The organism is Lacticaseibacillus kribbianus (assembly GCF_020180945.1).
Taxonomy (GTDB): Bacteria; Bacillota; Bacilli; order Lactobacillales; family Lactobacillaceae; genus Lacticaseibacillus; species Lacticaseibacillus kribbianus.
In genome coordinates, this window is record NZ_JAIPUL010000001.1 from 614,809 (window position 1) to 632,805 (window position 17,997).

Genomic DNA, 17,997 nt, shown 5'->3' on the forward strand with positions numbered 1-17,997 from the left:
GTGCCATGTTTTACACCATTTCTGAGTTAGTCGAAAAAAGCGCCGCCTACCCGTCGGTGGCCGCCTTCATGGTGGCCCAGGAGGCCGAGACCAGCGGCCGCACGTCGGAGCAGATTCGCGCCATCATGGGCCACAACCTCGATGTGATGGCCCAGTCGATTGAAGAGGGCATCCAGGGGGTGCGCTCGGTGACCGGACTGACCGGCGGCGACGCCAAGCGGCTGCACGGCTACCTCGAGCGCGGGGACTTTTTCCTCGGCGACACGGTGCTCGAGGCGGTTCAAAACGCGGTGGCGGTCAACGAGGTCAACGCCAAGATGGGCCTGATCTGCGCGACGCCGACGGCCGGCTCGGCCGGGGTGGTCGCGGGCTGCCTGTTGGCGGCGACCAAGCGGCTTAATCTCACCCGCGAGGCGCAGATCGACTTTCTCTTCACCGCCGGCGCGTTCGGGCTGGTGATCGCCAACAACGCCGGTATCGCCGGGGCCGAGGGGGGCTGCCAGGCCGAGGTCGGCTCGGCCAGCGCAATGGCGGCCGCCGCCCTGGTCTGCGCCCGCGGCGGCTCCGCCGACACGGCCGCCCAGGCGGTCGCGATGTCGTTGGCCAACCTGATGGGGCTGGTCTGCGATCCGGTCGCCGGGCTGGTCGAGGTACCCTGCGTCAAGCGCAACGCGATGGGGGCCAGCCAGGCCTTCGTCAGTGCAGACATGGCGCTTGCGGGGATGCGCTCGGTGATTCCACCCGATGAGGTGATCGCCGCGATGGACCAGGTCGGCAAGCTGATGCCGTCCGTGTTCAAGGAGACGGCCGAGGGCGGCCTGGCCGCCACGCCGACCGGCAAGGCGATTCGGCACAAGATTTTCGGCGATTAGGTCGCAAGACAAGACAAAACTGGCCGGTCCAACTTCTCGGCAGGGAAGTTGGACCGGCCAGTTTGCGTTTGAAGAGGTGGATTACAGGGTCTTGAGCGCCCCCTTGAAGTCGGGGATGGCGTCGTAGCCCTTGGCGGTCATCTCGGCCTCGAGCTCGCCGGTCAGGCGGGCGAAGGCGGGCAGGCCCTCCTTTTGAAGCACCGTGCCCAGAGACACCAGGCTGGCGCCGCAGAGGATCAGCTCGTAGACGTCTCTGCCGGAGGTCACGCCGCCGGTGCCGATGATGGCGATGTCCGGGCGCAGGCGCTCACGGAAGGCGCGGACGTTGGCCAGCGCGATCGGCTTGGCGTAGGCGCCGCCGATACCGCCGAAGCCGCCCTTGGGCCGGATCAGCGCGGTGTCCGTCGCCGGATCGATCGCCAGACCATTGCCCAGCGAGTTGATCGAGTTGATGAAGGTCAGCGGATAGCGGTTCAAGAGGTCGGCCATCGCGTCGAACTGGGCGAGGTCGAAGAACGGCGGCAGCTTGATGCCCGCCGGCTTCTTGAACACCTTGAACAGGTCGTCCAGGATGCGCGCGGTGGTGTCGAGGTCGTAGGCGATCTGCGGCTTGCCGGGGACGTTCGGGCAGCTCAGGTTGAACTCCGTCAGGCCGGTGAAGGCACTGGCCTGAATCGCCTCCGCCATCTGCTGGTAGTCGGCCGGGCCGGTGCCGGCGATGGAGAGAAAAATCGGCTGATCCGGGTGTGCGGCCTGGAAGGCGACGGCGTAGTCCAGGTAGTACTGGTAGCCGAGATTCGGCAGGCCCATCGAGTTGATGGAGCCAAGCGCCAGCCCCGCGTACCGCGGCTCGGGGTTGCCGGCGCGGGCCTCAAGCGTGCCGCTTTTGGTCACCAGGGTGCCCGCCGGACTTTGGGCGACCTCGTCGAGCTCGGCGGCGGTCATGCAGTGCACGCCGCTTGCGTTCATTAACGGGTTGTTGAACTGAAACTTGCCGATCGATGTGTGTAGGTTAACCACGATTGCCACTCCTTTTTGTGTGTGCGACCCTTTTTGGCCATTAAAACACAAAAAAGCCGGTTTGGCTACAAAAAACCGAACCGGCGACGGTAAACCGCGCGGTAATCGCGTTCGTCCCGCCAAAAAGCGGCGAAAGGTGGTGCTTAATGTTCGGAAATTACAGTGCTGCGAGGTCGCGCGCGTGGGCGACCAGGCGCGCAATGCGGTCGGCCTGGCGGCGAATCTCGAGCGGCGCCGCCTGGGACAGCGTGAAGTCCGTCATCATCTTGTGCGGATCGAAGTCCGGCGTGGCGCTGACCAGCGAGTAAAAGACGTTCTCGTCCTCGCTGACCGGGATCTGGTGGAGCGTGTAGTCGGCCAGGTCGGCGTCTTCCGGCAGGTGCAGCAGGAAGTCGGCTAGCACGCGGTACGCGTAGTAGACGGTTTCCTCGTAGGTGACGCCAACGGCCTGGGCGTGGGGAATGTTCACAAAGTTGATCTCGTAGCCGTGCGGCGTCTTCGCGTTGCGGGCCGCAAAGTAGTATCTTCTGGTCGTCTTAACCATCGGGGTCCCATCCTTTCATTCTGTAACATTATAACGCGGTTAAAAAGACTGTGCAAGTTATTAAGACATTTTAATTATTGGCCACCGGCTTAACTTTCGCGGCCGCGTTTTGGCGTTTTTTTCCGCCAGCGGCTTGCAAAGCGGGCGGCGCTTCGGTATACTCATTGATGTTGTTGCGGTTGTAGTTTAGTGGTAAAACTCCAGCTTCCCAAGCTGGCGTCGCGAGTTCGATTCTCGTCAACCGCTTTTGGACTGGTGCGAAGGCGCCAGTTTTTTGTTACACGGGTCATCCCGGCCGGTGAGACTGAGGAAGCCTGAGTGGAAGTCCAGTGAGGCCGCGGCTGGTGCAAGCGGTCCTTCCGCCAGGGGGCGCGCAGTCGAGGCACAGCAGAATACGTGAGTGGGCGCATGCGCCAACAAGAGTGGTACCGCGGGGTGACTCGTCTCTTTCAATGTGGCATTGGAAGGGATGGGTCTTTTTTTGAGGAGGAAAACAGATGAACTTTAAGCAAAATGTCGTCAACGCGCTGGTTGCGGCCCTTGGCGCAGATCTTTCGGCGGCGGACATCACGGCCGCCATCGAGGTGCCCAAGACCTCGGACCTCGGTGACTACGCCTTTCCGACGTTCGCGCTGGCCAAGCTCTACCACAAGGCCCCAAAGGCGATCGCCGAAGACCTGGTGGCCAAGATCGACGCGACCCCATTCCAGGACGTGCGGCCGGTCGGTGGCTACGTCAACTTTTTCCTGGATAAGGTCAGCTACGCGCACAGCGTGCTGACGACCATCGCGGCCGACCCGGCCCACTACGGCGACCAGACGCTGGGCGCGGGCAACGTGCCGATCGACATGAGCAGCCCCAACATCGCCAAGCCGATGAGCATGGGCCACCTGCGCTCCACCGTAATCGGCAACGCGCTGGCCAACATCCTCAAGAAGGTCGGCTACAGCCCGATCAAGATCAACCACCTCGGCGACTGGGGCACCCAGTTCGGCAAGCTGATCGTGGCCTACCGCCTGTGGGGCTCCGAGGCCGACGTGCGCCGCGACCCGATCCACTACTTGGTGAAGTATTACGTGCAGTTCCACGAGGAGGCGGAAAAGGATCCGTCGCTCGACGACCAGGCGCGTGCGGTGTTCAAGCAGCTGGAGGACGGCGATCAAGAGGTCCACGCCCTGTGGCAGTGGTTCCGCGATGAGTCGCTCAAGGAGTTCACCCGCATCTACGACATGCTGGGGGTGTCCTTCGACTCGTTCAACGGCGAGGCGTTTTACAACGACAAGATGGACGCGGTGGTGCAGGAGCTTGAGGACAAGCACCTGCTCAAGGAGAGTCAGGGCGCCGAGATTGTCGACCTGAGCGCCTACGACCTCAACCCGGCGTTGATCAAGAAGTCCGACGGCGCCACGCTGTACATGACGCGCGACCTAGCCGCGGCGTTCTACCGCCACCAGCAGTACGACTTCGTGCAGTCCCTGTACGTCGTGGGCGGCGAGCAGCGCGAGCACTTCGACCAGCTCAAGGCCGTCATCAAGGAGATGGGCTACGACTGGGCCGATGACATTCACCACATTCCGTTCGGCCTGATCACCTCCGGCGGCAAGAAGCTGTCGACGCGCAAGGGCAATATCATTTTGCTTGAGCGGGTCCTGAACGACGCGATTGCGCTGGCCAAAAAGCAGATTGCGGAGAAGCATCCGGACCTCGCCAACGCGGATGAGGTTGCCCACCAGGTCGGCGTCGGCGCCGTGGTGTTCCACGACCTGAAGAACGAGCGGCTGGACAGCTTCGACTTCAACCTCGAGGAGGTCGTCCGCTTCGAGGGCGAGACCGGTCCTTACGTGCAGTACACCAACGCTCGCGCCAACAGCATCCTGAGCAAGACGGCGGTGCAGCCGGCCGCCGAGGTGGCCCTGACCGACGCCTCCGCCTGGGACGTGTTGAAGCTGCTCGGCGATTACCCGAACGTCGTCGCCCGCGCGGCCAAGGCCTACGAGCCGTCCATCATCGCCAAGTACGCGCTGCGCCTGGCCAAGGCGTTCAACAAGTACTACGTCAACACCAAGGTGCTGGTCGATGACGCCGAGCTGCCGGCCCGCCTGGCGATGGTCAAGGCCACCTCGAGTGTGCTGACCGCCGCCCTCGCGCTGTTGGGCGTCGCCGCACCGGCCGAGATGTAGGCGGTGCGCGCATGAACAAGACGGAGCGACAAACGGCGTTGGCGCGAATCATCAACCAAAAGGCCATCGGCACCCAGGACGAACTCCTGACGGCCCTGCGCGAGGCCGGCATCGACGCAACGCAGGCCACCATCTCCCGCGACATCCGCGAGATGCGCGTGGTCAAGGCGCAAGACGCCACCGGCACCGTGCGCTACACCCTGTACCGCGGCGATTCGGAGTCCCAGCTCGAGCGGCTGGGCGACTCGATTCGCGAGGTCGGTTTGGGCATTACCCGCGTCGAATTCTTGAACGTGATCAAGACGCTGCCGAGCAACGGCAACCTGCTGGCGGCGATTCTCGACGAGATCAATTTCCCGCAGGTGGTCGGCACTGTCGCCGGGCATGACACCATCGTGGTGATCAGCCCGAGCGTCGAGGCTGCCATCTGGTTCAACACCCAGTACCAAAAGGCGTTCGCCTGACCAACGTAAAAGGGCTCTGCGTCAACTGGTGTTGAAGAATAATTTGATATTTTCTGGGAGTTCCTCTTTGGAGGGGCTCTTTTGTTATTTATGCGATAATCTGGTAGATCCGCTCGAAGAAGTGAGCTTGGTCTCTGAATCCATAGCACGATCGCTTGAGCGCTTTGATCTTGCGATTAATCCCTTCAAGTGGACCGTTGGAACGCCAACTGTCCGCTGCCGCCAGAATTCCAGCCTGGTTCGATTTGAGCGTGCGGATTGCGGTGTCCATTTCGGTTCCGGTTGACTCGTAGTGTTCAAGTAACTGCCACAACCGCCGCGGATTGTGGCCCATCAAGGCATCGTGAAGCGCTTGGTAGGTTTCGCATACTGTGGCCAACCGAGGGTTGGCGGTGAACGCCACATCTAGGGCGCCCTGTTCCGTGATATGCTCGTTCAGCCCACGCATGTATTTGGTGTGTATCGCGTCCGGTGCGGCCTTGTGGAAGAGCCGCCACTGATGTTTAAGAATACGGTAGACTCGGCTCGTTTTGTCGTCGAGCTGCTTAAGCGTTGCGACGCGCACAGTGTCCACCGCGTGACCGAGCAACTGAACGATATGGAAGCGATCGATGATGAGCTGGGCATTGGGGAAAACTTGGTGGATAAAAGCTTGGTAGGAGGCGTTCATGTCCATTGTGATGGTCTGAACGGCGGCGCGTTCTGCCGTGGAGTAGTTGGCAAGAAAGAAGTCCTTGATAGTCTTATTCAGACGGTCGCCAAGAAGCTTCACCAATCGATGGGTATCGCCATCAATACAGATGAAGGACATCATATTCTGAGTTGATCGAAACTCGTCAAAACATAGGTTGGTCGGCAACTCCGGGCGACTGCGATGGTGGAGATGGGACTTGAGTTCTCGTCGAACTGTCGCTGCAGAGATACCCGTATTTTTGGCAATCACTGCTTCGGGGAGGGACTGCCTGGCAAGCTGTAGGACTGTTTGCTTGATTGAGTGGGCAATCGTGTCATTGTAGGCCACAAGCGGTGTCTCTGCGGAACAGGTACGATGGCAGGCCGAGCAGAGCCAGCGCTGTTTGGAAAGCTCAAGAAGCGTTGGAAGTTGACTGAGTGATTGAATGCGGATGTGTGTCGCCTTATGACCGTTAGGTCGCAACGCGTCTTCACCACAGTGAGGACAAGTATCGCGGTGGTAAGTGAGATCACACGCAATGACGTGGTACTGAAGGCGCCGCTTGCCCCGGCCTCGGTAGCCGTCGTAAACTGCGGTTACATGAATGTTCTCGTATGGCAATCCCAGGACAGAGAGCGTAGAATCAAGGTTGGACATCACTAATACCTCGCTTTGTTTTAGGTTTGGTCGCTTGGAGCGAAGAACGGGTGCTAGATGGTGCCCTTTTATTTTGCGCTGTTATTGAAAAAAGGTCTACACTCTCGGCGTTGGAATTCTCCAACACCAGAAAGTGTAGACCCCGTAAAAGCACGCCTGCGCAGCCAAGTGCACTCGGCCCTGTCACGTACAGGACCAGCGCACAGATGGCTGGCAGGCGTGCTTTTTGCGTTAACCGGTCAGAACGGTACGGGGCAGCTCAGGCTGAGACGCTGCGTGCTCAGCGGTCGGGTGAGCGTCAGCGCGTCGGCGTGCAGCATCAGGCGCGGCGCTGCGTCGTCCGGGTTGTACAGCGGATCGCCCAGGATGGGAAAACACAGGGACGCGAGGTGGACGCGCAGCTGGTGGGTGCGGCCGGTTTCAAGCGTCAGCCGGACGCGGTCGAAGGCGGCGGTGCGCGCCAGCACCCGGTAGTGGGTGACGGCGGGCAGGCCGTCCGGGCGCACGCGGCGCTTGCGCTTGTCCGTTGGGTCCAGCCCGATCGGCGCGTCGATTGTCCCGACCGCCGGCAGTCCGGGGCGCACCAGCGCGACGTAGCTTCTGGCCATCGTTTTGTCTCCCAGCTCCTGGTTCAGGATGCCCTGGGTCAGCGGGTCCCTGGCGATCAGGGTCAGCCCCGACGTCAGCATGTCCAGCCGGTGGGTGATGAACGCCGGCCGCGGGGCAAGCCTTGCGGCGACGCGGTTCATCAGGGTGCCGGTCTCGCCCGGCTGGTTGGGGTGGGGCTTCATGCCCGCCGGCTTGTCGACCACCAGAATGCCCGCGTCCGAATAGACCACGGCAAGCGGCCCGGGGTCCAGCGCGTACTGCGGGTCCTCCCGGGTGGTCAGCGTCAGGGTGACCTGCGAACCCGCGGCGACGGGTTCGTCGAAGTGGTGGTAGACGCCGTCGATCAGGACGGCGCGGGTGATGCGCAGCTCGTGGCGCCATTTCTTGGGCACGCGCCAGCCGGTGAGCAGGGCGCGCACCGATGCGGCGGGCGTCTCGGTGGTGCTGGTTAGGGTGAAAGTTGTCATGGCGAATCCTTTGTTGAGATTGGGTAAAAATCAGCCTCCAGCAGGACTGGGGAATGCAAGTCGTGTGCTAGAATAGGCTCATTATGTGAAAGGGGGTGCGCGTTGTGCTCAAGCAATTCTGGTCGGCGGTGCGACCTTACCTCGCCAAGGCGGGCAGGGCCATCGCCTGGTTCTTCCGGCGCTTCCAGTTGATCCGCTGGGGAATCCTCATCGTGCTCCTCACCGTCTTGGGCCTGTCGACCTGGTTCACGTACAAGGCCAAGACCGCCGACGTGCAGGAGATCAAGTCCAGCATGCAGACGCGAACGACCTACTACGACCAAGACGGCAAGCTGGCCGGTACGATGTACGGCCAAAAGGGCACGTACGTGGACCTCAAAGACATCTCGGTCAACGTCCAAAACGCGGTGATCGCCACCGAGGATCGCAGCTTCTACAGCAATCCCGGCTTCGACATCAAGGGCATCCTGCGCGCCGTCGTCGCCCTGGTGGTCAACCGCGGCCAAATCACGGGCGGCGGCAGCACCATCACGCAGCAGCTGGCCAAAAACACGCTGCTGTCGCAGAAGCAGACGTTTTTGCGCAAGGGCCAGGAGATTTTTCTGGCCGTGCAGCTGACTAAAGTTTACTCTAAACAGGACATTTTGGCGATGTACCTCAACAACGCGTACTTCGGCAACGGGGTGTGGGGCGTCGAGGACGCGTCGCGGCGGTACTTTGGCAAGCACGCCGCGGACCTGTCCGCAAGTGAAGGCGCGGCGCTGGTGGCGATGCTGAGAAGCCCGAGCTTCTACAACCCGATCGACCACATGGACCACGCGATCGCGCGGCGCGACCTGGTGCTGGATCTTGAGGTGCAGACCGGCAAGCTGACGACGGCCCAGGCCGCGGCGGAAAAGGCCAAGACGCTGACGCTCAAGGACACCTACACCACCGACAGCACCCAGAAGTACCCGTACTTCGTCGACTCGGTGATCGAGGAGGCCAGAAACAAGTACGGCATCGACGAGGACGACATCGTCAACAAGGGCTACCGCATCTACACCACCCTGAACACCACGTACCAGACCCAGATGCAGGCCAGCTTCAACAACAGCTGGAACTTCCCGGCCAACGCAGCGGACGGCACCAAGGCGCAGGCCAGCTCAATTGCCGTCGACCCCAACACCGGTGGGGTGCTCGCCGTGGTCGGCTCCCGCGGACCGCACGTGTACCTGGGCTTCAACTACGCCACCCAGCTGCAGCGCTCGCCGGGCTCGACGCTCAAGCCGATGATGGTCTACACCACCGCGCTTGAAAACGGCTACGCCTATGACTCCGAGCTGACCGACAAGAAGCTGAGCTATGGCAAGGACAACTACACACCGACCAACGTGGACGGTGTGTACCGCGGCCAGGTGCCGATGTACACGGCGCTCGCCGACTCAATCAACGCGCCGGCGGTCTGGCTGATGAACAAGCTGGGCATCGACAAGGGTGTCGCCGAGCTGTCGCGCTTTGGCATCACCCTCAAAAAGCAGGATCAACACCAGCTGTCGACCGTGCTCGGCGGGGTGGCCAGCGGCTACTCGCCGCTGACCCTGGCCCGGGCGTACAGCGTGTTCGCCAACGGTGGCAGCCTGCCGACGACGCACTTTATCACCCGCATCGTTGACGCGACCGGCCGCACGGTGGTGGACAACACGAAGACGTCCACCAAGCGCATCATCAGCAAATCCGTGGCCAAGGAAATGACCAGCATGATGATCGGCACCTTCCAGGACGGCACCGGTCGCGCCGCCAAGCCGAGCGGCTACACCGTGGCCGGCAAAACCGGCACGGTGGAAATTCCAAGCGCGTGGGGCTCCGGCACCCACGACAGCTGGGTGATCGGCTACACCCCCGACGTTGTGGTCGCCACGTGGAGCGGGTTTGCCAACTCGGACGCCAAGCACTTCCTGGCGCCGGGCAGCTCAAGCGCCACCCTTTTTCGCTCGGAAATGCAAAACATCCTGCAGTACACCCCAAAAACCGCGTTCAACACCACCGACGCCAAGGCCCGCGCGACCCTGCAGACACCGACCAGCGACGCCGGCGGGGCGGACATGTGGGGTGACCTGCAAAGTGGCCTCCAAAATGGGCTGGATCAGGCCAAAGATACGCTCAGTGGATGGTATAATGAAATCAAGGGTTGGTTCAACTGACCCAGGGCGGGGCGACCCGCCACAATGAGGAGGGCCTTATGGCAAACGTATACGATACTGCAAACCAGCTGGCGGCGGACCTGCGCCAAAGCCAGCAGTTCCTGGACCTGAAGAAGTCCTATGACATGCTGAAGCTCGACGCGGTGGCTTACGCGCTGTTCAAGCAGTTCCAGGATCTTCAGTCTGACCTGCAGCAAAAGCAGATGCAGGGCATCGAGATCACCCAGGAGATGGTTCAGCCGCTTCAGGATCTCGGCCAGAAGATGCAGACCATCCAGCCGATTCAGGACCTGATGGCCAAGGAGCAGGCGCTGTCCGTGATGATGGACGACCTGAACCAGGTGATTGCCCAGCCGATCGCCGAGCTCTACCAGGACAAGCAGTAATCAGCCCCACGGCCGGTCGCGCAGATGCGCGGCCGGTTTTTGTGACCCAGGGCGGAGCAAGGTGAGTTTAGCGGGACGGGTGGCCTAGCTATCGCGATTGGGGCGCGGGCTTTGCCCCAAGTGCGATAGCGTAGCCAGCCGCTCCCGCGTTGCCTTGCGCAGCCCGACGATGACCCAGGGCGGAGCAAGGCGAGTTTAGCGGGACGGGTGGCCTAGCTATCGCGATTGGGGCGCGGGCTTTGCCTCAAGTGCGATAGCGTAGCCAGCCGCTCCCGCGTTGCCTTGCGCAGCCCGACGATGACCCAGGGCGGAGAAGCGCGGGCTTAGCGGGACGGGTGGCCTAGCCGGGGCGATTGGGCCGTAATTGGGCTTGGGCGCCTCGGCGGTCATTTGGCTCGGGGCTTGGCCGCCCAATTCGCCGCAACTGCGCCTTGCGCGTGGCGCCGCGCCGCGGGAACTGGTAGAATGAGGGCAAAGCTTTAGGAAAAGGTGAACGACATGGCAAAACGGATTTTTGATTATCAAAACGGCGACGAGGTCAAGCTCGCAATGCTGGTCAAGGGCGCGGACGTGCGCATGGCCAAAAGCGGCAAGAAGTTCATCGCCTTCACGTTCCAAGATCCCTCCGGCCACATCACGGCCAAGTTCTGGGACGCGACCGAAGACGACATCCAGCAGTTCAAGCCCGGCGAGGTCGTGCTCGTGACCGGTAAGCGTGAGCTGTACCAGAACAACCCGCAGATCAAGCTCTACAACCTGCGCCTGGCGACGCAGGAGGAGGGCAACGACCCGGCGGCCTACATGGAGCGCGCCCCGGAGACCGCCGCGGACATGGGGGAGGAGCTCAACAGCTTCATCTTCGAGATCACCAACGCGAACTGGAACCGCATCGTGCGCCAGCTTTTGGCCGACCACCGGCAGGCCTTCTTGACCTACCCGGCCGCCAAGTCCAACCACCACGCGTTCGCCGGCGGCCTGGCGTTCCACACGCTGAGCATCCTGCGCCTGGCCAAGGGCGTCGCCGCGCAGTACAAGAGCGTCAACAAGTCGCTGCTGTTCGCCGGTGCAATCCTGCACGACCTGGGCAAAACGATGGAGCTGACCGGCCCGACGGCGACTGAATACACCGTCGAGGGCAACCTGATCGGCCACATTGTCCTAGTCGACGAGGAGATTGTGGCCGCCGCCAAGCAGCTGAAAATCGACGTGCACGGCGAGGACATGGTGCTTTTGCGCCACATGATCCTGTCCCACCACGGCCTACTGGAGTATGGCAGCCCGGTGCGCCCGCAGCTGTTGGAGGCGCAGATCCTGCACGACCTCGACGAGCTGGACGCGTCGGTCAACATGATGACCACCGTCTACCAGCACGTGGCGCCCGGCACGTTCTCCGAGCGGCTGTTCGGCATGGACAACCGCCGCTTCTACCGGCCGACCAACGGCCAGACCTATCCGGATCCGCGCTAGGCCAGACAGACTAAATAGAGACTCGATTGCTGCGGCAGTCGGGTCTCTTTTTTTGTTTGGGTCTCAGAGAACCAAAAAAACGCCCCTGCCAGTGGCAGGGGCGCGCGGTGCTTAGTTGGAAGCGGTGGTTGAAGAGGAGTCCAGGTAGGTGGAAAGCACGTTCTTCAGGTCGCTGTCCTTGATGTTGACCTTGGCCTTGACCAGGACCTTCTTGATGATACCGGTCATGACGGTCTGGTCGCTTTGCCACGTCGTGTAGAGCTGCTTGGTCAGCGTCTTCTTCAAGCTGGCCTCGGAGCCCTTTTCAGGTGCCTTGATGGCACGGATGATGTGGTAGCCGTAAGTGGTCTTGACCGGGGTCGTGGTGAACTCGCCGGTCTTGAGCTTGATGGCCGCCGCCTTGAAGGTGGAATCCAGCTGGGTGTCGGTGTTGTCGAACGCGGTCAGCTTGCCGCCGTCAGACGCGGTACCGGTATCCGTGGAGTACTTCTTGGCCAGGGTGGAGAAGTAAGCCGTGGTGTTCTTCTTCTTCAGCAGGTTGATGATTTCGGTTGCCTTAGCCTTCTTAGCCACCAGAATGTGCTGCACGGTGATCTTCGGGTAGTAGGCCTTGTACTGCTTGTCCAGCTGCTTTTGGGTCGGCTTCTTGAGGTCCTTCAGGGCAACTTCGGAAAGCAGGGAGGTCTTGATCTGATCCTTGAAGGACTTGGAGGTCAGGCCGGCCTGGGTCAGCGCGGAGGCAAAGTCCTGGCCCTGAGCCTCGTAGGACTTCTTCACGTTGTTGTACTGGGTGGTGACCTGCTTGGTCGTGACCTTCTTGCCGTACTGCTGCTCCAGAGCCTTTTCGACGATCATGTTCCGGAGGGTTGCTTCCCCACCATCACTGGACGTCTTCATCTGCTCGTAGTACTCGTCCTTGGTGATCTTGGCGCCCTTCATGTTGGCAACCGTTGCGCTGCCACTTGAGCAGCCCGCCAAGGCCGCTGCGAGAACTAAGCCAGCTAAGCCGGCAATCCATTTTTTCATCTTGACACATCCTATATGTTTTGATTTTGCACGTTTTCAACTATAACACATCCACGAAAAACGTGGGGTCTTTTCACAGAAGCTTCAAACATTACAGTCGATGCCTCCGGTGCGGCTCGCACGCACCAGCCGCTAGGGGAGGCAACCCGGTTACTTCTTGAGATCGGTGTACGAGATCACGAAGGACCCAAGTACGTTTCCGGCCTTTTTGACCTTGACGGTGACCACGTCGCCCTTTTTGACGCCGGGATTGTCTTGCGACACGAAGTTCAGGTGCTCTCCTGCCTGAAGGTTGTAGCCGAGCACACTTTTGGGCTCGACTTTGGTGACCTTGAACGACACCGTCTTGCCATCAAGCTTCTTGCCGGCGTTCAGTGCCGCCTCGGCCTTGGCGGCGGTTGGGTAATCAGCAGCCTTTGCACCACTGCATGCCGTCAGAACCAAAAGGAACGAGAGGACCGTCAGAACGGTCAGAACCACTTTTTTCATGTTTCCCCCTAAACTACCCACAGCTTTTAACGTCGTTCCGGGCTGGACGTTGGTCGGGTTACCGGGCGTCACGAAGCCGGTTGTGAATGGGTGGTGGGCTGGGGGGCTCGTTACATCAGGCCTGCGGATCCGCGTCGATTGCCGGTGCCACCGCCTCCAGCGCGTCGTTGATCTTCTCCACGTGCGCGTTCAGCGCCTTGGTGTGCGCCTCGGTCTGGAAGCTGAAGTCGGTGACGGCGTCTTGGATCGCCTCGACGTTGGGCGTCAGGGTTTCGGCAATCGTCGCCTTGAGCTCGGTTGCGGCCTTGCCCAGGCGGGTGACGGCGTGTTGCACGTCGCGGGTGGCGTCGGTGATGCCGTCGGTGTAGGCGACGAAGTCCCGCTGGCGGGCCGGGCCCGTCTTCTTGGCGGTGAGCAGGGCGTAGGTGGTGCCGACCGCGGCACCGATGAGAAAACCAGTCGTGAACTTCATGTTAGTCACCAACCTTTGCGCGGATGCCTTCGGCGATGGCCTCGAGCTGGGCCGGGGTGTAGTCGGCGGTGTGATCGCCGAAGTGGATGCTAAAGTCGTCGTCTTCCGAGTAGCGCGGGATCAGGTGAATGTGCGAGTGGAACACGCTTTGGTAGGCGACCTCACCGTTGTTGTTCAGCACGTTCAGGCCGAGAATGCGCGGGTCCGAGGCCTTGATGGCGCGGGCAATCTTTGGCAGGCGGGCGAAGACGGTTTCGGCCAAGGCCGTGTCGTAGGCGAACAGGTCGGCCACGTGGGTCTTGGGCACCAGCAGGGTGTGGCCCGGGGTGGCCTGGCTGATGTCCAGAAAGGCCAGAACGTCGTCGTCTTCGTACACCTTCACGCTGGGAATGTCCCCGGCGATGATTTTACAAAAAATGCAATCTGTCATGCGGTTTCCTCTTTCCTCAAATGCCGTGCGGTTGAGTTTTTGATTTGATTTCATGCTATCATAAATGTAACTGAAATCACAGACGAAAGCAGGGACCCACATGACCTTAACGCTGACCAATGTGACTGGCGGCTACGGCAACCTTCCAGTCCTGAAACAGCTGAGCTTCACCGTGCCGGACGGCGCCATCGTCGGACTGATCGGGCTCAACGGCGCGGGCAAGTCGACGACCATCAAGCACATCATCGGGCTGCTCAAGCCGACCGGCGGCAGCATCGCCATCGACTCGGCGACCCTCGATACCGACGCGGACGCTTACCGGCGCGCCATCGCCTACGTGCCGGAGACGCCGGTTTTGTACCCGGAGCTGACGCTGCGCGAGCACCTCGAGCTGACCATCATGGCCTACGACCTCGAGCCCAAGGCGGCGTGGGCCCGCGCCGACGCGATGCTTGAGAAGTTCCGGCTGGCCAACAAGCTCGACTGGTTTCCGGCCAAGTTCTCCAAGGGGATGAAGCAGAAGGTGATGATCGTCGCCGCCTTCATGGTGGAGGCCAAGCTGACCATCATCGACGAGCCGTTCACCGGCCTCGATCCGCTGGCCGTTCACGACCTGCTGGACCTCGTGGTGGCGCGGCGCGCGGCCGGTGGGGCGGTCTTGATGTCCACACACATTCTGGCCACGGCCGAGCAGTTCGCCGACTCCTTCGTGCTGCTGCAGGACGGGCAGGTGCGCGCGGCCGGCACCAAGGCTGAGCTTCAGCAGGACTTTGCGCTGCCGGGGGCGTCGTTGGACGACATCTACATGGCGATGACGAAAGAGGCCGCCAATGGGTGAGCTGTGGCGAAGCCGGTTGCGTCGGCACCAAAAAACGCAGTTCAAGTACCTGCAGTTCGTCTTCAACGATCACTTCGTCCTCGTGCTGGTCATCTTGGCCGGCGCGCTGCTCTACGCCTACAGCACCTGGATCAAGACGCTCACGGTGACCTGGTGGCTGCGCCTGCTGCTCGGCCTGATTCTGGCGGGGCTGTTGAGCCTCGGCGGCCTCGCGTCGCTGGCCCAGGCGGCCGACAGCACCTTCCTGCTGCCGCAAACCGGGGCGTTCGCCAAGCTGTTGCTGCGCGCGCGGCGCTATAGCCTGCTGTTGCCGCTGGTGGTGCTGGCCCTGGCCGCCCTGGCCTGCGCGCCGATGCTTCAGGTGCTGGGCATCGCGCCGCTGGCCGGGGCGCTGACCTTGGGCGTGGCGCTGGTCGCGTTCAAGGACTGCGACCTGTGGCTGCAGCTTTTACGCTTCTACCCCGCATTTTTGCCGCGGTGGGCGACGCGCGCACTGCTGCTGCTCGTGGCCTTTGCCGCCCTCACGCTGGGGCTGTTCCTTCACCCGGTCGTGGCCGCGGCGGTCGCGCTGGTGCTGGACCTCGGGCTGCGCTGGCAGCTCGGCGACCACTTCGCGCCGGCCGGACTTGACTGGCTCGGGCTCATCGCCTTTGAGGAGCGGCGGCAGGGGCGGCTCTACCGCTTCTACAACCTGTTCACCGACGTGCCGGGGCTCGGCGGTGGGGTGCGGCGCAGGCGGTACCTCGACTTTCTGGCGCACCTGGTGTCGCAAAACCACGCGCACGCCTGGGACTTCCTTTACGTGCGCGGGTTCCTGCGCCGCACCGAGTTCTCCGGGCTGTACCTGCGGCTGTTGGTAATCGGGGCGGTGGTGCTGACCTTCGCCAAGCCGCTGTGGCTGGTCGCGCTTTTGGCCGCACTGTTCGTCTACCTGGTCGGGTTCCAGCTGCTGCCCTTGGCCCTGGCCTCCGACGACATCGTGTTCACGCACCTTTACCCGCTGCCGGCGGCGCAGCGCAACCGCGCGTTCGGCCGGCTGGTGCTGGTGCTCCTGGTGCTTTTAGCGCTGCTATTGTCTGTGGGGCTTGTGGTCACCGGCCGCTTCCTGGCGGCGGGCGTGGCCGTCGGCGCCGGACTGGTGCTGGCCTGTGGTTTTGCGCTGTGGTACCTGCCGATGCGGCTGGGCCGGCAAGCGCGGGGCTAAAATCGCGCGAAACGCCTTGACGTCAGGCGTCAATCGTGTAAGATTAATGTAGGAAATTAGTCACACGACTCTTGTCGGGATACGCAAGCGGCGCCTAGATGGGCAGTCCTGCGGCACTCGAACCAAGGAGAAGCCTATGGATCTAGATTTAGAGCCCGGGTGGTCGCTGCAGCCAGTTGGCGGCACCACCGGCGGGGCCTTTATGGGTGTCTACGCCCACGAGAAATTCTTCTTAAAACGCAATGCGTCCCCCTTCTTGGCGGCCTTATCCGTTGAGGGCATCACGCCCAAGCTGATCTGGACCAAACGCATTTCGACCGGCGACGTCCTGACGGCGCAGGAATGGCTGAACGGCCGGACTCTGACGCGCGAGCAGATGAACACGCCGATGGTGGCCGGGCTGTTGGCCAAGGTGCACCGCTCGACGCTTCTGAAGCGCATGCTGCAGAAGGTCGGCGGCCTCACCCAGACGCCAGAGCAGCTGCGCGCCCAGTACGTGGCCGACCTGCCCCAGGCGCTGCGCCAACACCCGCTGGTGCTCGAGGTCTCCAAGCGCCTGCGCCAGCTGCCACCGCGGCCGCGCACGCTGTGGGTGTGTCACGGCGACCTGAACCACAAGAACTGGCTGCTGTCCGACAACGAGAAGCTCTACCTGGTCGACTGGGACCAGGCCAGCCTCGGCGACATCGCCTTTGACCTGTCTGTCGTCTTGATCAACTACGTGCCGCGCGCACAGTGGGGGGACTGGCTGGCCGCGTACGGCGTGGCGCTCACGCCGGACCTGAGCGCCCGCATCGCGTGGTACGGGCAGCTGCACCTGCTCAATGAGATCAAGCGCAACTACGAGAAGCAGCGCTACACCGATATGAACCGGGCCTTACTTCAGCTCTCACAGCTGGTGGCCGAATGAAACCTGCGGGCTGTGTCGTATCGGCACAGCCCGTAACTTATGCCTAAAACTGGAGGAAATCATGCGTTTACGAAACAAGCCTTGGGCGGCCCCGCTGATTGCGGCGCACCCCGAGTACATCACGGTTCGCCCCGTCGGCATGACCGGCAAGTGGCAGAGCAAGTTCGACCAGGCGCGGCCGCTCGCCCTTGAGGTGGGCTCGGGCAAGGGCAAGTTCATCGTCGAGATGGCCCAGGCCCACCCGGAGCAAAACTTCATCGCCCTTGAGATCCAGGAGGTCGCCATCGCGTACATCCTGCGCAAGCAGGTGGCGCTGAACCTGCCGAACCTCCAGCTGATTCTGGGCGACGGGGCGGATCTCACGGATTACTTCGCGCCGGGCGAGGTGGCCAACCTCTACCTGAACTTCTCCGATCCCTGGCCGAAGTCCAAGCACGTCAAAAGACGCCTGACCTACGCCAGCTTCCTGGCGCAGTATCAGGCGATCATGGATCCCGCCGGCAGCCTGCAGTTCAAGACCGACAACCAGGGCTTTTTCGAATACTCACTGGTCAGCATGAACAACTACGGCATGGTGTTCGACCTCGTGTCTTTGGACGTGCACCAGGACGCGCGCATCGAGGGCAACGTCGAGACCGAGTATGAGCACAAGTTCTCGGCCAAGGGTGGGCGGATTCACGAGCTGGTCGCGCACTTCAAGCGCGGGTGAGCGACAGCAGCTTGCCGGATTGGCTGACGACGAAGGTGAAGGTGGCCGTGGCGGTGGTGATGCCGCCGCGGTAGGTCGCGATCAGGTGGTCGTCCACCCAGCCGGCGTCCGGGGTCATGTTGATCCAGCCGCCGGTGCGATCGGCGGCGTCGGCGATCTGGGCGCTGACCTTCTTGAACAGGCGGTTGGGCAGGTAGTGGTGCCAGTAGTACGCGTAGGCGCGGGTGGCAGTGAAGCCGGCGGCGCCGGCGACCAGCGCGGTCGCCGCGGCGTAATGCAGACGTTTGGCCATGTGAGTCCCTCTTTTCTGTGGTTGCGTTAATTATAATCCAGAAGTACACTGGCTGCATTGTCAAACGCGCCGAAATCGTGTATGATTCACTTGTAAAACGTAAGT

Annotated in this window: 19 protein-coding genes and 1 tRNA gene; 11 read left to right on the forward strand and 9 right to left on the reverse strand. The window is 61.9% G+C overall.

Features of this window, described 5'->3' with window-relative positions:
• Positions 1–5 precede the first annotated feature (5 nt).
• Positions 6–872, forward strand: coding sequence for an L-serine ammonia-lyase, iron-sulfur-dependent, subunit alpha (gene sdaAA / locus LE416_RS02885; RefSeq protein WP_225046988.1), 867 nt, complete (start codon positions 6–8; stop codon positions 870–872).
• 81 nt (positions 873–953) lie between these two features.
• On the opposite strand, the gene LE416_RS02890 is transcribed toward sdaAA, so the two are convergent.
• Positions 954–1,892, reverse strand: a complete 939-nt coding sequence (locus LE416_RS02890; protein ID WP_225046989.1) for a dihydroorotate oxidase — start codon at positions 1,890–1,892, stop codon at positions 954–956.
• A gap of 157 nt (positions 1,893–2,049) precedes the next feature.
• The gene (locus tag LE416_RS02895; RefSeq protein ID WP_225046990.1) at positions 2,050–2,436 is read right to left on the reverse strand and encodes a hypothetical protein; all 387 of its coding nucleotides are present in this window, start codon (positions 2,434–2,436) and stop codon (positions 2,050–2,052) included.
• A 175-nt stretch (positions 2,437–2,611) separates the two neighbouring features.
• Between LE416_RS02895 and LE416_RS02900 the strand changes: the two genes are divergently transcribed.
• From LE416_RS02900 to LE416_RS02910, 3 genes are all read left to right on the forward strand, one after another.
• Positions 2,612–2,682 (forward strand) — tRNA-Gly (locus tag LE416_RS02900).
• 251 nt (positions 2,683–2,933) lie between these two features.
• Complete coding sequence (gene argS / locus LE416_RS02905; RefSeq protein ID WP_225046991.1) at positions 2,934–4,616, forward strand: arginine--tRNA ligase; 1,683 nt, start codon at positions 2,934–2,936, stop codon at positions 4,614–4,616.
• 11 nt (positions 4,617–4,627) lie between these two features.
• On the forward strand, positions 4,628–5,080 hold the full coding sequence (locus LE416_RS02910) for an arginine repressor (RefSeq protein ID WP_225046992.1): 453 nt from the start codon (positions 4,628–4,630) through the stop codon (positions 5,078–5,080).
• 88 nt (positions 5,081–5,168) lie between these two features.
• On the opposite strand, the gene LE416_RS02915 is transcribed toward LE416_RS02910, so the two are convergent.
• Entirely contained in the window at positions 5,169–6,410 is a 1,242-nt protein-coding gene (locus LE416_RS02915; RefSeq protein ID WP_225046665.1) for an ISL3 family transposase, read from the reverse strand.
• 239 nt (positions 6,411–6,649) lie between these two features.
• Complete coding sequence (locus tag LE416_RS02920) at positions 6,650–7,486, reverse strand: RluA family pseudouridine synthase (protein WP_225046993.1); 837 nt, start codon at positions 7,484–7,486, stop codon at positions 6,650–6,652.
• Positions 7,487–7,590: 104 nt separating this feature from the next.
• Here LE416_RS02920 and LE416_RS02925 point away from each other — a divergent pair, with 104 nt between their 5' ends.
• The 3 genes from LE416_RS02925 (at position 7,591) to LE416_RS02935 (ending at position 11,522) form a co-directional block, all read left to right on the forward strand.
• Positions 7,591–9,669 (forward strand): PBP1A family penicillin-binding protein, encoded by a 2,079-nt coding sequence (locus LE416_RS02925; RefSeq protein WP_225046994.1) that lies wholly within the window; start codon positions 7,591–7,593, stop codon positions 9,667–9,669.
• Positions 9,670–9,707: 38 nt separating this feature from the next.
• A complete protein-coding gene (locus LE416_RS02930) occupies positions 9,708–10,055 on the forward strand; it encodes a YlbF family regulator (RefSeq protein ID WP_225046995.1) in 348 nt (115 codons plus the stop codon).
• A 498-nt stretch (positions 10,056–10,553) separates the two neighbouring features.
• Entirely contained in the window at positions 10,554–11,522 is a 969-nt protein-coding gene (locus tag LE416_RS02935) for a 3'-5' exoribonuclease YhaM family protein (protein WP_225046996.1), read from the forward strand.
• Positions 11,523–11,633: 111 nt separating this feature from the next.
• On the opposite strand, the gene LE416_RS02940 is transcribed toward LE416_RS02935, so the two are convergent.
• From LE416_RS02940 to LE416_RS02955, 4 genes are all read right to left on the reverse strand, one after another.
• Positions 11,634–12,548, reverse strand: coding sequence for a peptidylprolyl isomerase (locus LE416_RS02940; protein WP_225046997.1), 915 nt, complete (start codon positions 12,546–12,548; stop codon positions 11,634–11,636).
• 150 nt (positions 12,549–12,698) lie between these two features.
• The gene (locus tag LE416_RS02945) at positions 12,699–13,037 is read right to left on the reverse strand and encodes a hypothetical protein (protein ID WP_225046998.1); all 339 of its coding nucleotides are present in this window, start codon (positions 13,035–13,037) and stop codon (positions 12,699–12,701) included.
• A gap of 115 nt (positions 13,038–13,152) precedes the next feature.
• Positions 13,153–13,509: a YtxH domain-containing protein gene (locus tag LE416_RS02950; protein ID WP_225046999.1), complete on the reverse strand. Its 357-nt coding sequence runs from the start codon at positions 13,507–13,509 to the stop codon at positions 13,153–13,155.
• Position 13,510: 1 nt separating this feature from the next.
• Entirely contained in the window at positions 13,511–13,939 is a 429-nt protein-coding gene (locus tag LE416_RS02955; protein WP_225047000.1) for an HIT family protein, read from the reverse strand.
• A gap of 100 nt (positions 13,940–14,039) precedes the next feature.
• On the opposite strand from LE416_RS02955, the gene LE416_RS02960 reads away from it, so the two are divergent.
• From LE416_RS02960 to trmB, 4 genes are all read left to right on the forward strand, one after another.
• Positions 14,040–14,777: an ABC transporter ATP-binding protein gene (locus LE416_RS02960; RefSeq protein WP_225047001.1), complete on the forward strand. Its 738-nt coding sequence runs from the start codon at positions 14,040–14,042 to the stop codon at positions 14,775–14,777.
• A complete protein-coding gene (locus tag LE416_RS02965) occupies positions 14,770–15,981 on the forward strand; it encodes an ABC transporter permease (RefSeq protein WP_225047002.1) in 1,212 nt (403 codons plus the stop codon). The genes LE416_RS02960 and LE416_RS02965 overlap by 8 nt, the downstream gene beginning before the upstream one ends.
• 136 nt (positions 15,982–16,117) lie before the next feature.
• Positions 16,118–16,891: a phosphotransferase family protein gene (locus LE416_RS02970; RefSeq protein ID WP_225047003.1), complete on the forward strand. Its 774-nt coding sequence runs from the start codon at positions 16,118–16,120 to the stop codon at positions 16,889–16,891.
• 61 nt (positions 16,892–16,952) lie between these two features.
• Positions 16,953–17,600, forward strand: coding sequence for a tRNA (guanosine(46)-N7)-methyltransferase TrmB (trmB, locus tag LE416_RS02975; RefSeq protein WP_225047004.1), 648 nt, complete (start codon positions 16,953–16,955; stop codon positions 17,598–17,600).
• Here the strand turns inward: trmB and LE416_RS02980 are convergent.
• Entirely contained in the window at positions 17,587–17,892 is a 306-nt protein-coding gene (locus tag LE416_RS02980) for a hypothetical protein (protein WP_225047005.1), read from the reverse strand. The genes trmB and LE416_RS02980 overlap by 14 nt on opposite strands.
• Positions 17,893–17,997: the final 105 nt, after the last annotated feature.

What these genes read in the sequence shown, in the direction of transcription:
- LE416_RS02920 (WP_225046993.1), bottom strand. Translation starts at nt 7,486, where the DNA reads ATGACAACTTTCACCCTAACCAGCACCACCGAGACGCCCGCCGCATCG.
- LE416_RS02970 (WP_225047003.1), top strand. Translation starts at nt 16,118, where the DNA reads ATGGATCTAGATTTAGAGCCCGGGTGGTCGCTGCAGCCAGTTGGCGGC.
- LE416_RS02980 (WP_225047005.1), bottom strand. Translation starts at nt 17,892, where the DNA reads ATGGCCAAACGTCTGCATTACGCCGCGGCGACCGCGCTGGTCGCCGGC.
- LE416_RS02915 (WP_225046665.1), bottom strand. Translation starts at nt 6,410, where the DNA reads ATGTCCAACCTTGATTCTACGCTCTCTGTCCTGGGATTGCCATACGAG.
- LE416_RS02960 (WP_225047001.1), top strand. Translation starts at nt 14,040, where the DNA reads ATGACCTTAACGCTGACCAATGTGACTGGCGGCTACGGCAACCTTCCA.
- LE416_RS02935 (WP_225046996.1), top strand. Translation starts at nt 10,554, where the DNA reads ATGGCAAAACGGATTTTTGATTATCAAAACGGCGACGAGGTCAAGCTC.
- sdaAA (WP_225046988.1), top strand. Translation starts at nt 6, where the DNA reads ATGTTTTACACCATTTCTGAGTTAGTCGAAAAAAGCGCCGCCTACCCG.
- argS (WP_225046991.1), top strand. Translation starts at nt 2,934, where the DNA reads ATGAACTTTAAGCAAAATGTCGTCAACGCGCTGGTTGCGGCCCTTGGC.
- LE416_RS02910 (WP_225046992.1), top strand. Translation starts at nt 4,628, where the DNA reads ATGAACAAGACGGAGCGACAAACGGCGTTGGCGCGAATCATCAACCAA.
- LE416_RS02930 (WP_225046995.1), top strand. Translation starts at nt 9,708, where the DNA reads ATGGCAAACGTATACGATACTGCAAACCAGCTGGCGGCGGACCTGCGC.
- LE416_RS02965 (WP_225047002.1), top strand. Translation starts at nt 14,770, where the DNA reads ATGGGTGAGCTGTGGCGAAGCCGGTTGCGTCGGCACCAAAAAACGCAG.
- LE416_RS02940 (WP_225046997.1), bottom strand. Translation starts at nt 12,548, where the DNA reads ATGAAAAAATGGATTGCCGGCTTAGCTGGCTTAGTTCTCGCAGCGGCC.
- LE416_RS02895 (WP_225046990.1), bottom strand. Translation starts at nt 2,436, where the DNA reads ATGGTTAAGACGACCAGAAGATACTACTTTGCGGCCCGCAACGCGAAG.
- LE416_RS02945 (WP_225046998.1), bottom strand. Translation starts at nt 13,037, where the DNA reads ATGAAAAAAGTGGTTCTGACCGTTCTGACGGTCCTCTCGTTCCTTTTG.
- LE416_RS02950 (WP_225046999.1), bottom strand. Translation starts at nt 13,509, where the DNA reads ATGAAGTTCACGACTGGTTTTCTCATCGGTGCCGCGGTCGGCACCACC.
- trmB (WP_225047004.1), top strand. Translation starts at nt 16,953, where the DNA reads ATGCGTTTACGAAACAAGCCTTGGGCGGCCCCGCTGATTGCGGCGCAC.
- LE416_RS02955 (WP_225047000.1), bottom strand. Translation starts at nt 13,939, where the DNA reads ATGACAGATTGCATTTTTTGTAAAATCATCGCCGGGGACATTCCCAGC.